Source organism: Microcoleus sp. SVA1B4 (assembly GCF_036700545.1).
In the GTDB taxonomy this organism is placed as follows: Bacteria; Cyanobacteriota; Cyanobacteriia; order Cyanobacteriales; family Microcoleaceae; genus Microcoleus.
In genome coordinates this window covers 20929-35391 of sequence record NZ_JAUBPB010000047.1, presented here as the reverse complement: position 1 = coordinate 35391, position 14463 = coordinate 20929, and the positions used below count along the sequence as shown (strand labels likewise).

Genomic DNA, 14463 nt, shown 5'->3' with positions numbered 1-14463 from the left:
ATGCCCACGGATGCCTATGCCCACGGAGGCCTATGCCCGCTTATCAAGCGTACACCTCATGTTACTGAGAAAGGCTATATTTACCAATTTTGTAGCGTTGAATATCGAATATTTATCATGACTTCCCAAAATCTCAAACGTGCTAGCGGCCTATTTACTAATCATCGAAACGTAAAACAGGCGCTAGTTGAGCTAAAAAGTAGCGATTTCCCCATGCACAAAATTTCAGTGATTGCTCAACCTTCTAACAATAATGATTTGGACTCTCTGGGTGTGCACCAAATTGTAATCACAAGAGCAGCAGGCGCACAAGTAGGCGCGATATACGGCAGCATAGGACTAGGTTCACTAGCCTTAATTGTTGGACTCAGCAGCCTGCTAATTCCCGGTATTGGTCAGGCATTAGCAGTGGAAAGCATTTTAGCAACTTTCTTTGGAAGTGGGATTGCAGCAACTGCTGGCGGTCTATATGGCGCACTTCAAGGATGGTTGGTGCCAGAAGAACAAGCAAGAATTTACAATGACAGATTTAACCAGGGAGATTATTTGATCGTGATGGAGGCAAGAGAAAATGAGATCGTGATTGCTGAACCTGTCCTTAAACGTTGGGAGATTCTGACGTGGCGTGTCTCTGATGCTACATAAATTCAAGGTAATATAAGAAAGACAATTACCTTGCGGTTCCGCCTACAGCATAGTGAACCGTTTCCTGTAGACTAAAACCGTAGTTAATCTGTCAATTTCTGTGAGGAAAACGAATTTATGACAGGAATATCGGCGATCGAGTCGATTGTAGCGCAAGCACCTCTGTTGGGCAGCGATCCTGCTACAAATAGCCAAACTGCAGGAGTTATTTCTGAATTAGTCATCATCTTGATCATTCTGCTGCTGATTGCAACTGTTGTGGCACTCGTAACCCAACGGTTACGAATTCCCTATGTGACGGGCTTAGTGTTAGCAGGCTTGCCCATTACGGAGGTATTGTCGCGTCGAATTGGTTTAGACCCCTCTTTAGTATTAAATCTTTTTCTACCAATTCTGATTTTTGAAGCAGCTATCAATACTGATATCAGCCGTCTCCGCAGCACCTTTAAGCCGATCGCCCTGCTGGCGGGCCCAGGCTCGATATTATCCTCAGCAATTATTGCTGTTCTGGTTAAATTTGGGCTGGGGCTAGACTGGATTCCGGCGTTGCTGATCGGAGTCATTCTGGCAAACACTGATACAGTCTCGATGATTGCGGTTTTTAAAGAGATCCGTGTGCCTTCTCGATTGTCCACCATTGTTGAGGGAGAAACTCTGTTCAATGATGCGGCTGCCCTGGTTTCATTCAATTTGATTCTAGTTGTTTATGCTACAGGTTCTCTTACCGTCGTGGGAGGACTTAAAGAACTGCTCGTGGTTGCCTTGGGTGGGGGACTCGTGGGTGTCATCTTAGGTTACTTGAGTCTGCCAATATTTGTTCGATTAAATGACCCATTGAGTAGTCTCTTGCTGACTGTTGCGCTGGCGTTAGGAACATTCCAAATCGGGCAATTTTTGGGGGTATCCGGTGCGGTGGCTGTGGTTATCGCCGGACTCATTTTTGGCAATCTGGGGCTTTCTCGCACTACATCAGCCTCGGATCGAATTACGCTACTCAGCTTCTGGGAGTACGCTGGTTTTGGGGTCAATACATTTATTTTTCTGCTGATCGGCATTGAGATTAACCCGCTGACACTGTGGAGAATTTTGCCATCCATTCTCTTCGTTATTTTGGCGTATCAACTCGCACGGATTCTCTCGGTATATCTGTTGTTAGCGGCGCTGCGGTGGTTCGATCGTCCGATTCCCCTGCGCTGGCAACACGTTCTGTTTCTGGGAAACATCAAAGGCTCACTCTCGATGGCACTGGCGCTTAGTATTCCTCTGGGATTGACAGGACGAGATAACATCATTGCCCTGGTTTTCGGTGCAGTTTTATTCTCCTTGGTCGGACAAGGATTAAGTTTACCCTGGCTAGTAAAACGGTTACAAATCAGCCGTGTTTCTGATGTAATGCAGGAAGCTGGGCAGTTACAAATTCAGTTGATTGCTTCCAAAGCGGCTCAAGATGAGCTAGATAGTTTGCTGAAATCTGGTGTGTTGCCGAAGGCAGTTTACGAGGAGTTATGGGCATCATATCAAGCACGAGTAGCGCACTCTGAGCGAGTGCTGCGCGATCTCTACAATCAACATCGGGCCGGGCAAGTACAGGGCGATCGCAGCGGGCTAGATACGATTCGACGGCGATTGCTGCTAGCAGAAAAAGGAGCAGTTAGCGATGCCCTCCGCAAGCGAATTGTCCCAGAGGATCTGGTTCATCCTTACATCAAAGATTTGGATGAGAAACTTCTAACGTTGGCAGATGACTAGCGCGAATGCCGAGGTAATCAATCATGTGGTGAACTAACTCTGGACGGGTGACGACAAGAATAGTAGAACCTGCTTCTAGAACAGTATTGCCGTTCGGAATCTCCAGATTGGCGCAGGCATGGCATTGATAACCAATAATCAGCGAACCTTTTGGAAAACGAGGGTCTTGAGCAATTTGAGCAACGGTGTGACCTGCCACCTTGCAATCGCCTGGAACTGGCAGCTTTAGTACCTCGACTTGCCCGTGTTCAAAGTGCATCATCGACTCGATTTGGGGATATTCAATCGCATTCGCCATTGATCCAACTGCCAAATCAATAGTGCTGATGATGTGACTGGCTCCAGCAAGTCGATAGGCTTCTAGGAATTCGCGATCGCGCATTCGCACCACAATATGGGAAATGCCATAGCTCCTAGATAGGGTGATCAGCGCTAAATTCAGTGCATCATCCCTGAGTGCTGCAACGACTGCGTTTGCTTGTTTAATTCCTGCTTCCAGAAGAACCGTTGTACTCACCGCACTGCCTTCAAATGCCATTACTCCGATTTTTTCACGAGCAAAGCGACAGGCCAGCGGGTCGGCATCGATGATGGCAACCGTATGACCGACTTTTAATAGCTGCTGGGCTAAACCCAGCCCCATCATTCCTGCTCCACCAATTAATACGTACATGACTCTTTTTCACCCCAAGAATGAACTTTACAGATTTATCCCTATGAGTGAGATTGTTTTTGGTTTCTATCAGTTTAATCTGCTTGTGGGGTGGCTTATACCGGGCTTACTTATTACCTGTTCCACACTTAGTTTAATCTGCTTGTGTGGTTGGCATGGGAGCCAGCCCCACAAGTGATTTTCCTCAGTTAGCTACGCAGCGGGAACCCTACATAATCTTAGGCACTTTGAAAAACTCCCCATCGCGATCGGGAGCTCCTTCCAAAATACTTTCTCCCTTAGCAAAAGGTTGCAAATCGTCCGATCGCATTACATTACTAACATCGATCGCCCGCGTTGTCGGCTGCACCTTACTCGTATCGAGTTCACTCAACTGCTCGAAATAATCCAAAATACCGTTAAGTTGACCAGTAAACTGCTCTTCTTCTTCCGGCGTTAATTCCAATCTCGCTAAATTCGCTACTTTCCGAACTTCTTCTCTGTCAATCATAAAAATCTGTAATGGGAAATTGGGAATGGGGAATGGGGAATGGGGAATGAGGAATGGGGAATTGGTTATTAAGAACAATAACAAACAACAAACATATGGCAATCCTCGCATCATTTGTGAATTTCTTACTCCCTCCCCTTGATAAGGGGAGGGTTGGGGTGGGGTAAAAAGTTTACGACTCCTGCATGGATTGCTATAGAACAAATAACGAATGCCCCATGCCCCATGCCCATCCTAGTTAAAAATACACATCAATTTGCGATCGGCCTGTTGTCTTCAGCCAATTTTGCACTTCAATGTAATTGTTTGGGGCCAAGCGAATAGCCTCCTTCCAATAATCCGCAGCTTTATCAAACAGCCCTTCCGCGCCTTCAATATTGCCAGCTTCCTTTTCCTTTTCCCCTTGATAGTGGTAAATTACAGCAATATTATTCAGTGCTTGTGGCATTCTCGGATTGAGATCCAAAGCCTCGCTGTAATATTCCAAAGCTTTATCGTGTTCGCCGTTGCTAGTATGGATCAGCCCCATATTGTACAAGACATAACTGCGATCGTAAGGATCTTCCTCCAGCTTCAGCGCTTCATGATAATTGTCCAGCGCTTCAGCGTATTCGCCATCTGCTTGAGCTGACATACCATCCCGGTAATAAGCAAAAGCTTCCTTCGCCTGCTTTTTGGCCGGCATAATCTTCAGGATGATATCAGCCATTACCGTGAAACTTTTGTCAATAAAGTTATCGTTGCGTTGAGTTCTTGGCATATGCGATTCTTTGGTTAGTGGCTAATCAGAAAAATTAGCCTGTAAAGTTTTGCTATTAATAATTGCGCCACTATTGTAGTGGGCCGTTGTGTTGAGGGCGCTAAAAAGTTTAGTCGATCGCACCTGCGAACCTTAAAACACGCCCTTGGGTTTAACACCCGCGCAAGCTCTATCTATTTTATAGAACTCTTGCAAGACTGGCAAAAAAACTAGATTTCTTTAACATATCTCTGGCACTCTACACAAAACTTACAAAAACCGTGCAGAAAGGAAATGTTCTGCCTGGGGTGCAGGGGCTATCCTCTTGTGGAAGCAACGCTTACGGGCGATCGCACATCGTACCCAATAAATGTAGCCATAATCTCCCCTCCTTGACCCTCAGAGCAAACAAGCAAATAACCTGCCGAGGAGAAATTCCATCACAAAGTTTTATTAAGCTATCCGAGTTTAGCCCATACTTAAAAGTTATTCGGCAAAACACTAGCAATATTTTGCCCCAAAGTCAATCGATTTTAGATTTTAGATTTTAGATTTTAGATTTTAGCATTGACTTGCGCGAGATAAATTCGGGGGCGCCTTTATCGGATACAGGTTTTTTATTTCTGGACGGATGAATCACGTGGCGGGTATCCTGGATGCTTGATTGTCAAGGGCAGCCTCAAAAAAAATCAGAAAGCCGATCGTCAAAACCAGCTCGAATTCCCGCAATATATAATAAAAATAACCGGGTAATTTTCACAGAGAGAAACCTATGGCTCCGAATCCCACCATTATGCAAGCCGTCGAACAACTTGGCTACCGCGTTACGGTTGGAGACGTGGCGGCAAAAGCTGGATTAGATGTCAATTTTGCCCAGCGAGAACTGTTAACCCTCGCCTCCGAAGCAGGCGGCAACCTGCAAGTAGCAGAATCCGGCGACATTGCCTACCTATTTCCCAAGAACTTTCGAGATATTTTGCGAAACAAATTCTTGCGCTTGCAGTTGCAGGAATGGTGGCAAAAAATCTGGCGAGTTTTATTTTACCTGATTCGGATATCTTTTGGCATAGTGCTGGTAGCTTCCATCCTCTTAATTTTTGTTGCTATCACTATTTTAATCTCCAGTTTACTCTCCAGCAGCGACAGCAATAACGGGGGAGGAGGAGACGGTGGCGGCGGGGGCGGCAGAGGCGGCGGCTTTTCCTTTTTTCCCTACTTCTGGAACGACTTAAGCTGGATATTTTACTGGAACCATGACCAACCATACTACCAGCAGCGATCGCGCTTAACTGACCAAAAACCCGAGATGAGTTTTCTGGAAGCAGTTTTCTCATTTCTATTTGGAGATGGCAATCCGAATAAAAATCTAGAAGAGCGTAAATGGAGCGATATTGCCACGGCAATTCGCAATAACCGAGGCGCAGTCGCGGCCGAACAAATTGCCCCATATCTAGACAATCTCGGACAAGGATACGCCCGAGAATACGAAGAATATATGTTACCGGCTCTCGCCCGTTTTGACGGCCGCCCCGAAGTCAGTCCCGAAGGGCAAATAGTCTACCATTTTCCGCAATTGCAAACCACAGCCACCGAGAGAAATTCTGAACCAGTAGCAGCTTATTTGCGAGAAATGCTGTGGCGTTTCAGCAATGCCAGTTCCGGCAAAATCATGCTCGCAGCAGGGTTAGGAGCCGTCAATCTTGTCGGTGCGTTAGTTTTGGGGAATCTATTAACTAATAATTTAATCGCAGGTGGATTTATCGGTTTCGTCAGCGCTGTTTATCCCATGATCCTGATTTACGGCGTCGGATTTCTCGCAATTCCTTTAATTCGCTACTTCTGGATTCAATGGAAAAATAGCCGGATAGAATCCCGCAATCAAGAGCGTCAGCAGCGAGCAATGTTATTAAACGAACCCGATGCCAACTTGCTCAAAAAACTAGCCTACGCCCAGGAATTTGCAGCAGAAAACGTTCTGACTGGAGAAGACTTAGCTTATACAACAGAAACAGAATTAACCCAACAAGAACTAGAACAGTCAGCCAAAATAGATGCCGAATGGCAGCGCCGGATCGATCGATCCGAAAACTTGTAATACTAATGAAAAAAACCGTTGTTTGTTGTTAAGTTAGGTTGCTAAAATTTTGCACCATTTTCAAGAATAGACAGGATGCCTGTTCCACAATAAAATATCTTTGTTGGGGAACGGGCTTTGATCTCATTGCTAATAATTGTGGCAAATATCAAATTTTATTGATCTCATAATTTTTCCTACTCTAATTTTTATTAAATAAGCTTAGGGCGTTTAAAAATTAAACAATTTTGGTCATACTTCGAGTCATGATCCAGAGCCACAAGTTCCCATCCTTCCTCCCCCAAATGATTGACAAATAGATGCAGCGAGCCTTGTTTCCAATCTCGCTGTTCTTCACCGTTTACATATAAACTAATCAGCTTGTTTCCAAAAGGATACATATTCGCATCCACAAATAAATACTCCCACTTTTGCATAGCAATCCTTAATGTAGTTAGTCATTAGTCATTAGTCATTAGTCATTAGTCATTAGTCATTAAGCTGTTGTGCATTTAAATAGAATGTCAAAAAACAATCTAATTCTTGTGGGGTGGGCGTCTCGCCCGCCCTGAATATGCAATTTAAATGCGTGACAGCTTAGTCATTAGTCATTAGTCATTAGTCATTAGTCATTAGTCATTAGTCATTCCCAATTCCCAATTTCCAATACTTCGGCTACGCGGTTTCTGGCCTGCCACTACGCGGTTCCCGAGCGTAGTCGAAGGGCCGTACAAGTTCCCAATTCCTTGTATTCAGGACACGGAAGTCAGAGATACAGGAATAGTTGTTTTTCCGTTCTTCCTTCTTCCTTCTTCCTTCTTCCTTCTTCCTTCTTCCTTCTTCCTGACATCCGTTACATCCGTTACATAATCCGTTGCCGAACTTCTTTTTTGCCCACTCCCAGCAGTTACTGGACTGCAATTCTAGCCAAAGTAGCACCTCGGTAATAGTGCAACAAAATCTGCTGGTAGCCGTATCCTTGCCTGGCCAAATTGTAGGCACCCCACTGGCTCATTCCTACAGCATGGCCGAAACCTTTGCCAGCAACTTGAAAACCGGTAGGAGCTTGGCCGCTGTTCCTTGAGTTCCCACCGCCCCCATATTGAGGAATCACGGTGAACCGCGTACTCCTCAAATTTAAAACTCGGCGTAAATCTGCGCCAGTCATGACCCTAGAACCGCCATCTCCGACTACTTTCATCCTCAAAACGCTGCCGTGAGCGGTAGTGCGTTCTGGCTTCATCGAGATCACATTGCCCACGCCAGAAATCTTACTGCTGATTTGAGCGCGAGAAAAATTTTCTTTCCATTGGTAAACCGGCGCCCCTTGGTCGAAGTCAGGAACAGCACGCAGGTAAGGCAGAGGTTCTGTCCAAACATCCTCGACATTTTCAGTATGTCCCCCAGACGCAGAATGGAAAGCGGCTAAAATAATTTGACCGTTGTAGGCCAGAACTTGACCAGCGGTTGCATCGACTGCAGAATAAGTGCCAGAAGATTCTGTTTGCAGTCCTTTGTAAACCTGCGAATACTGAGTGCTGTCCACGTCGTAAAGGTCGGTTTCGCTTTTCAGGCGCTGGTGGATAGCGTAGGAACGGGCGGCGACTGCTTGGGCTTTCAAAGCCTCTTGAGGCCAATTGCCACTCATCTCGGCGCCGAGAACGCTGTAGAGATATTGTTCGATATTGACGTAGTTGATGGCAGTCAAGCCTCCTTTTTGAGGAACTAGAAGCGTGCGTCCCCGATACCACCGATCGCCAATCCAGACATAACCGTTCCCCGTCGGCTCGATCCAAACTTGGTTGGCGGCCCAGCGACCAATTGCCACTGTTCCCGATCGAAATTGAGCCGACTGAGAACTGTTTGCCGGCAGTTCGCCCAAATTGCGCCCGCTACCGTCGCGGATTGCAGCCTTAGTAGAACTGCCGACTTTTACCTGACTTGCCCCGTCTTGTACCGCCACTCGCAAGATCAGCGCGGCCTGTGCTGGGGCTACCATTGCCAGCCAAAACAACAAGGAAATCCAAAAGTAGCGTTTTTTTAATGTCGAAAGAACGGAAACAAAGAATACTCCTGACTGCATTTGAAAATTTTCCTCCTGTGCTGTGTGAGTTTAAGAATTTTTAAGGGAAGGGAAGGGAAAAAGGAAGGGGAACGGAAGAAAGAAAACGTTAGAATTGGGTTTGGCACTCTGTGCGCTTGTCGAAAATGATTTTAGCAAGTAGATGTTCCCAGGAACAGCGATTTATCCCGGTTCCTGCCTGCGACTATTTCCTGTATGTCGGATCAGCCGCACTCTGGATATATGTAACATATTTTTTAAGACTTAATTGAGGTGATTTGACTCTTGCAGATTACATTTCTCGGAACTAGCTCCGGCGTACCCACGCGATCGCGCAACGTTTCCAGCATCGCCCTCCGCTTGCCCCAGCGAGCGGAACTCTGGCTGTTTGACTGCGGCGAAGGAACTCAGCACCAGTTTCTCCGCAGCGAGCTCAAAGTCAGCCAACTAAGCCGCATTTTCATCACTCACCTGCACGGCGACCACATTTTCGGCTTAATGGGTTTGCTGGCTAGCTGCGGTTTGGCGGGGAATGTCAAGCGCATCGATCTTTACGGGCCTCCGGGACTTGAAGAATATTTGCAAGCTGGCGTTCGTTATTCTCAAACTCATTTTTCTTACCCGGTTAAGGTACACAAAATTCACGAGGGAGTCATCTATGAAGATGACGAATATATTGTTAGCTGCGGCCCTTTGAAGCACCGAGTTACTGCTTTTGGTTATCGAGTAACTGAGAAAGATCGTCCGGGACATTTTGATGTAGAAAAAGCGAAGGCAGCGGGCATTCCTTCCGGGCCACTTTACGGTCAATTAAAACAAGGAAAGACGGTAAAGTTAGAGGATGGGCGACAGTTTAAAGGTACGGATTTTTGCGGCCCGGATCAAGTCGGGCGGAAGTTTGTTTACTGTACTGACACGGTTTTTTGTGACGGGGCCGTGGAATTAGCGAAGGATGCTGATTTGTTGGTGCATGAAGCTACTTTTGCTCATCAAGATGCTCAAATGGCTTTCGATCGCCTGCATTCAACTTCGACAATGGCGGCTCAAGTTGCTTTAATCGCTGGGGCGAAACAGCTAATTATGACGCATTTTAGCCCGCGTTATGCTCCTGGAAATGCGATCGTCCTGGATGATTTGCTCAAGGAAGCGCAGGCTATTTTTCCGAATACGAAAATGGCCTATGACTTTTTGACTTACGAAGTGCCCAGGCCTGTTGAAGAGTAGGGTTAATCTGAGATGTTGCACTATTCTCAAGAACAGGCAAGATGCCTGCTCCACAAAGAGTCAATTTGATTTTGATTGTGGAACAGGCATCTTGCCTGTTCAGGAATTAAGGATTGACACTGCTGTTATGGAGTGGTTTAAATCTCAAGGTCATGGTAAAATAGAAAAACGAATTCAATGGCGTTTTATGTCAAATCTTGAATTATTAGCCCAACTGCTTCAATTGTCCCGTGCTGAAAAATTTCAAATGATGCTGTTTTTAATAGCCGAATTGGCAAAAGAAGAAGGAATTGTCATGGGTAATGAATCTGCTGAAATTATGTATTCAGTACATACTTCTAATAGTGCAGCAGAGCAATTGACGCAGTTCCTAGAAATTGAGCAGAAACAAACTCAAAATGTTTAATAGTAGGCGATATCCTTTTCAACCTAAACGAGATGGAATGGGTGTTTTAGCTGATGTTCCGTATCTGCCTTTAACACTAACTTATCAAAATCGTTCTGTGGAGGTTATGGGTTTACTGGATACAGGAGCTAGCGTAAATGTTTTGCCCTATAATGTTGGGGTGCAGTTAGGGGCAATTTGGGAAGAGCAAAGATTTTCTGTTACTTTAGCGGGGAATTTAGCGAGTGCTGAAACAAAAGGGTTATTAGTCTTGGCAAAAGTAGGGGACTTTGAGCCAGTTCAGTTAGTTTTTGCCTGGACTAGGGTGAATAATATTCCCATTCTTTTAGGGCGCACTAATTTTTTTACTGAGTTTGATGTTTGTTTTTATGGGTCACAATTAGCGTTTGAAGTGTGTCCTAAATTTAAGGATAGTTGAGATTATCAATCTTTAAAAAAGCTGCGTTGCAGCCCGGTATATACACTGGAAAATCCTAATTTTTTTTGATTCGATATTGACAGGACATAAAATATGCAGTAAATTATGAAATATGTAATTATCATAATAGTTATAAAAATGGAAAAAAACGATTTGCTCGCTGGAATCGCTGCACTTGGTGGTTCACTTGGTGGTTCGTCATTGGCGGGTTCAATTACAATTGCCACCGTACCTATAGCCACTACTGCAACAGTGCCTGCTGCTGGTGTCGCAGGTTGGTTGGGCTTGACAACGACAGCCACAACTATTGTTGCTGCTCCAGTGACTCTGCCAGTTGCAGGAATTGTGGCAGTAGGGGCACTTTTAACCTACGGAGGTTATCAAGCTTATAAGTTCGTCAATAAAAATCAGTAACCGTTTTGTTGACTACAGGACTTACGCATCTATTGTCTGTCATTCTGAGCCCGAGCCGGAGTTTACCCTTGAACGGAGTGAAGGGTTCTGCAAGTAAACTCCGCGAAGAATCGAGCGAGATTCTTCGGTTCGCTCAGAATGACATAATTACAATGACTTCTCGTTGCTCTAAAATCTCCTCATCCGCCTTCGGGCTATACACCTAATCCACAAACTGCCCGCATAACGCCCCTACTCAATAGTTTGTGGAAATGATTTGCTTAATCAGCAAGGGACAAGAGAAGTCAATCGATTTTAGATTTTAGATTTTAGATTTTAGATTTTAGATTTGAAGCATTGACCCCACGGATAAATTGGGGGGCTCCTTTATCGGATACAGGTTTTTTATTTCTGGACGGATGAATCCGGGGGCTTGTATCCTGGATGCTTTCGGTCAATTCTTCAATCCAAAATCCAAAATCTAAAATCTAAAATCGATCGATCGCCCCCAGCGACGGCCTAGGAGACCCAATGGTTGCTACAATCGGGGAGGGTATATGTTGTGGCTAACACTACAGCCCGTAACCCTGAAAGCTAATAGCTAAATTATTAAAAATCTGCCTCTCCTGCCATGTTTAAAAATCTGCTAGGCGATCCCAACGCGCGCAAACTGAGAAAATTTCAGCCTTGGGTAGCTGATATCAATATTTTGGAAGAAGACTTCCGCGCACTCTCAGACGACGGCCTCAGAGGAAAAACGGCCGAGTTTCAACAACGTCTGGCAAAAGCTAAATCTATCAACGAAGAAAAAGAGATCCTAGACGAAATCTTGCCGGAAGCTTTTGCAGTGGTGCGGGAAGCGGGACAGCGGGTTTTGGGACTGCGCCACTTTGATGTCCAACTCCTCGGCGGCATCATCCTCCACAAAGGCCAAATTGCCGAAATGAAAACCGGTGAGGGCAAAACTTTGGTGGCGACGCTACCGGCTTACCTCAATGCCCTCAACGGTAAAGGCGTACACATCATCACCGTCAACGATTATCTCGCAAGGCGGGATGCGGAATGGATGGGACAGGTGCACCGCTTCCTGGGATTGACTGTGGGACTGATTCAGCAGGGCATGGATCAGGTGGAACGAAAGAAAAATTATAACTGCGATATTACCTACGCGACTAACAGCGAAGTCGGCTTTGACTATTTGCGGGACAACATGGCTACTGTCATGGAAGATGTAGTGCAGCGTCCTTTTAATTTTTGCGTGATTGACGAGGTTGACTCGGTGCTGATTGATGAAGCACGGACGCCTTTAATTATTTCCGGCCAGGTGGAACGCCCCAGTGAGAAGTATATCCGGGCGGCTGAGGTGGCTGCTGCTCTGAGAAAGGAAAATGAAGAACATTACGAGGTTGACGAAAAAGCTCGGAATGTGCTACTGACCGATGAAGGCTTTGGTGAAGCTGAGAATTTGTTGGGTGTTACGGATTTGTACGACCCGGCTGACCCTTGGGCGCATTACATTTTTAATGCGATTAAGGCGAAGGAATTGTTTATTAAGGATATTAACTACATCGTCAATGCCGATCGCGAAGTCGTGATTGTGGATGAGTTTACCGGCCGGGTGATGCCGGGACGGCGCTGGAGTGACGGTTTGCACCAGGCGATCGAAGCTAAGGAACGGGCGGAAATTCAGCCGGAAACTCAGACGCTGGCGACAATTACTTATCAGAATTTCTTTTTGCTTTATCCGAAGCTGTCGGGGATGACGGGGACGGCGAAGACTGAAGAGACTGAGTTTGAGAAGATTTACAATCTGGAAGTAACGCTGATTCCCACTAACCGGATTACCAGCCGTACTGACCTTTCGGATATGGTTTATAAGGGGGAGCCTGGGAAGTGGAATGCGATCGCCCAAGAATGCGCGGAAATGCACGAGATCGGTCGGCCGGTGCTGGTGGGTACTACGAGTGTGGAAAAGTCTGAGTTGCTGTCGCGGCTGCTGCTGGAGAGGAAAATTCCTCACAATTTGCTGAATGCTAAACCGGAAAATGTGGAGCGGGAATCAGAAATTATTGCTCAAGCCGGACGCAAAGGCGCTGTCACGATCGCGACCAACATGGCGGGACGCGGTACTGATATTATTTTGGGCGGTAATTCTGAGTACATGGCGCGCCTCAAGTTGCGGGAGTATTTTATGCCCCGGATTGTGCAACCCGAAGATGAGGACGGGTTTTCGCTGGTGCAAGTACCCGGTATTGGCGGCCGCCCCGCACCTCAAGGTTTTGGTCAAACTGCGAAAAAGGTAAAGTCTTGGAAAGCTTCGGCGCAGATTTTCCCGACGCAGCTATCGAAAGATGCTGAGCAAATGCTCAAAGCGGCGGTGGAATTGGCGGTGAAGGAGTACGGCGAGCGATCGCTCACGGAATTGCAAGCCGATGATATCGTGGCTATAGCTTCGGAAAAAGCGCCGACAAAAGACCCCGTAATTCAAAAATTGCGGGAAGCTTACAATTTAACTCGCAGGGAGTACGATGCTTTTACCAGCACCGAACACGATGAAGTCGTGCGGTTGGGAGGCTTGCACGTCATCGGTACCGAACGCCACGAATCGCGCCGGATCGACAATCAGTTGCGCGGCCGGGCGGGACGCCAAGGAGACCCGGGTTCTACACGGTTTTTCTTGAGTTTGGATGACAATTTGCTCAGGATTTTCGGCGGCGAACGGGTGGCCGGTATGATGAAGGCTTTCGGTGTTGAGGAAGATATGCCGATCGAATCGGGAATGCTGACTCGTTCCCTCGAAGGCGCTCAGAAAAAAGTCGAAACCTACTATTACGACATCCGCAAGCAGGTATTTGAATACGACGAAGTGATGAACAATCAGCGTCGAGCAATCTATGCAGAACGTCGCCGAGTATTGGAAGGTTTGGACTCGAAAGAACAGGTAATTAGATATGCCGAACAGACGATGGACGACATCGTGGGAGCATACATCAATCCCGATTTACCTTCGGAAGAATGGGAACTCGACAAACTTGTCAGCAAGGTGAAGGAATTTGTTTATCTGCTGGCTGACATGACACCGGATCAGCTAGAAGATTTGTCTGTTGAGGAAATTAAAACATTCCTGCACGAACAAGTCCGCAATGCTTACGACATTAAAGAAGCGGAAGTTAATGCAATCCGAGCTGAATTGATGCGAGATGCGGAACGGTTCTTTATTTTGCAGCAAATTGATACTTTGTGGCGGGAACACTTGCAACAAATGGATGCTTTGCGGGAGTCTGTAGGGCTGCGCGGTTACGGCCAGAAAGACCCGCTGATCGAGTACAAAACTGAAGGTTACGAGCTGTTCTTGGACATGATGACGGATATCCGCCGCAATGTGGTTTATTCGCTGTTCCAGTTCCAGCCGCAGCCGGCAATGCAAGTTTCACCAGAGATGGTTTGACGCAGTTGAAAATTGAAGGAAAATGAGATCGCGCAGTCTCCACCCATAATCTTTGATTTGGGTGGGGTTAGCGATATGCAACCAATAAAAGCGAACCAACAATCGTCTGAGTCAAAACTCTCATCTGTTTCTGCCAAGAAGT

Annotated in this window: 13 protein-coding genes; 8 read left to right on the top strand and 5 right to left on the bottom strand. The window is 46.2% G+C overall.

Annotated elements, in window-relative coordinates; genetic code table 11:
- Positions 1–117: 117 nt before the first annotated feature.
- The gene (locus QT987_RS20070; RefSeq protein WP_333243393.1) at positions 118–645 is read left to right on the top strand and encodes a hypothetical protein; all 528 of its coding nucleotides are present in this window, start codon (positions 118–120) and stop codon (positions 643–645) included.
- Positions 646–762: 117 nt separating this feature from the next.
- Complete coding sequence (locus tag QT987_RS20065) at positions 763–2394, top strand: sodium:proton antiporter (protein ID WP_333243391.1); 1632 nt, start codon at positions 763–765, stop codon at positions 2392–2394.
- Here the strand turns inward: QT987_RS20065 and QT987_RS20060 are convergent.
- The 3 genes from QT987_RS20060 to QT987_RS20050 form a co-directional block, all read right to left on the bottom strand.
- Positions 2351–3067 carry a TrkA family potassium uptake protein gene (locus tag QT987_RS20060; RefSeq protein ID WP_333243388.1) on the bottom strand — a complete coding sequence of 239 codons (717 nt, stop codon included), beginning with the start codon at positions 3065–3067 and terminating at the stop codon, positions 2351–2353. The genes QT987_RS20065 and QT987_RS20060 overlap by 44 nt on opposite strands.
- Positions 3068–3275: 208 nt before the next feature.
- Positions 3276–3557 carry an Asp-tRNA(Asn)/Glu-tRNA(Gln) amidotransferase subunit GatC gene (gene gatC, locus QT987_RS20055; RefSeq protein ID WP_006635952.1) on the bottom strand — a complete coding sequence of 94 codons (282 nt, stop codon included), beginning with the start codon at positions 3555–3557 and terminating at the stop codon, positions 3276–3278.
- A 238-nt stretch (positions 3558–3795) separates the two neighbouring features.
- Complete coding sequence (locus QT987_RS20050; RefSeq protein ID WP_333039118.1) at positions 3796–4317, bottom strand: photosystem I assembly protein Ycf3; 522 nt, start codon at positions 4315–4317, stop codon at positions 3796–3798.
- Between the two features lie 751 nt (positions 4318–5068).
- Between QT987_RS20050 and QT987_RS20045 the strand changes: the two genes are divergently transcribed.
- Entirely contained in the window at positions 5069–6391 is a 1323-nt protein-coding gene (locus QT987_RS20045; protein WP_333243385.1) for a hypothetical protein, read from the top strand.
- Between the two features lie 191 nt (positions 6392–6582).
- On the opposite strand, the gene QT987_RS20040 is transcribed toward QT987_RS20045, so the two are convergent.
- The gene (locus QT987_RS20040; protein WP_015174403.1) at positions 6583–6807 is read right to left on the bottom strand and encodes a hypothetical protein; all 225 of its coding nucleotides are present in this window, start codon (positions 6805–6807) and stop codon (positions 6583–6585) included.
- Positions 6808–7277: 470 nt separating this feature from the next.
- Positions 7278–8453, bottom strand: a complete 1176-nt coding sequence (locus QT987_RS20035; RefSeq protein ID WP_333208884.1) for a SpoIID/LytB domain-containing protein — start codon at positions 8451–8453, stop codon at positions 7278–7280.
- A 264-nt stretch (positions 8454–8717) separates the two neighbouring features.
- Between QT987_RS20035 and QT987_RS20030 the strand changes: the two genes are divergently transcribed.
- From QT987_RS20030 to secA, 5 genes are all read left to right on the top strand, one after another.
- On the top strand, positions 8718–9656 hold the full coding sequence (locus tag QT987_RS20030) for a ribonuclease Z (protein WP_333243381.1): 939 nt from the start codon (positions 8718–8720) through the stop codon (positions 9654–9656).
- Positions 9657–9747: 91 nt separating this feature from the next.
- Positions 9748–10062, top strand: coding sequence for a hypothetical protein (locus tag QT987_RS20025; protein ID WP_333243378.1), 315 nt, complete (start codon positions 9748–9750; stop codon positions 10060–10062).
- 37 nt (positions 10063–10099) lie between these two features.
- Positions 10100–10480, top strand: a complete 381-nt coding sequence (locus tag QT987_RS20020) for a retroviral-like aspartic protease (RefSeq protein WP_333243375.1) — start codon at positions 10100–10102, stop codon at positions 10478–10480.
- A gap of 105 nt (positions 10481–10585) precedes the next feature.
- On the top strand, positions 10586–10894 hold the full coding sequence (locus QT987_RS20015; protein WP_333243372.1) for a hypothetical protein: 309 nt from the start codon (positions 10586–10588) through the stop codon (positions 10892–10894).
- A gap of 610 nt (positions 10895–11504) precedes the next feature.
- Positions 11505–14321 carry a preprotein translocase subunit SecA gene (secA, locus tag QT987_RS20010; protein ID WP_333243369.1) on the top strand — a complete coding sequence of 939 codons (2817 nt, stop codon included), beginning with the start codon at positions 11505–11507 and terminating at the stop codon, positions 14319–14321.
- Positions 14322–14463 lie beyond the last annotated feature (142 nt).